The 279-nt window shown below is 35.5% G+C and carries 1 pseudogene; it reads left to right on the top strand.

From position 1 onward, the window contains the following. A pseudogene (locus tag SB658_RS23360) lies at positions 1-279 on the top strand (acetaldehyde dehydrogenase (acetylating)); the annotation flags it as partial.

Below are 279 nucleotides of genomic sequence, written 5' to 3'. Positions count from 1 at the left end.
ATCGGATGGTTTAAAGAGAGCGAAAGAAGCCGGATACGATGTCTTTGATAATGGAATACAAGCAATTATTGATAATCCAAGTATAGCTGATATTGTATTTGATGCTACCTCAGCTAAAGCACATAATTATCATGCGAAAACATTAGAAGAGATTGGGAAAATAGTAATTGACTTAACTCCGGCTGCATATGGGCCATTTGTTTGTCCTGCTATTCGAAATAACAATTTTTTAAACAATCAAAACGTTAATATGATTACATGCGGCGGACAAGCAACGAT

It is taken from the genome of Bacillus sp. SIMBA_008 (assembly GCF_046535495.1).
In the GTDB taxonomy this organism is placed as follows: domain Bacteria; phylum Bacillota; class Bacilli; order Bacillales; family Bacillaceae; genus Bacillus; species Bacillus subtilis.
This window is presented reverse-complemented; position numbering and strand designations above follow the sequence as displayed.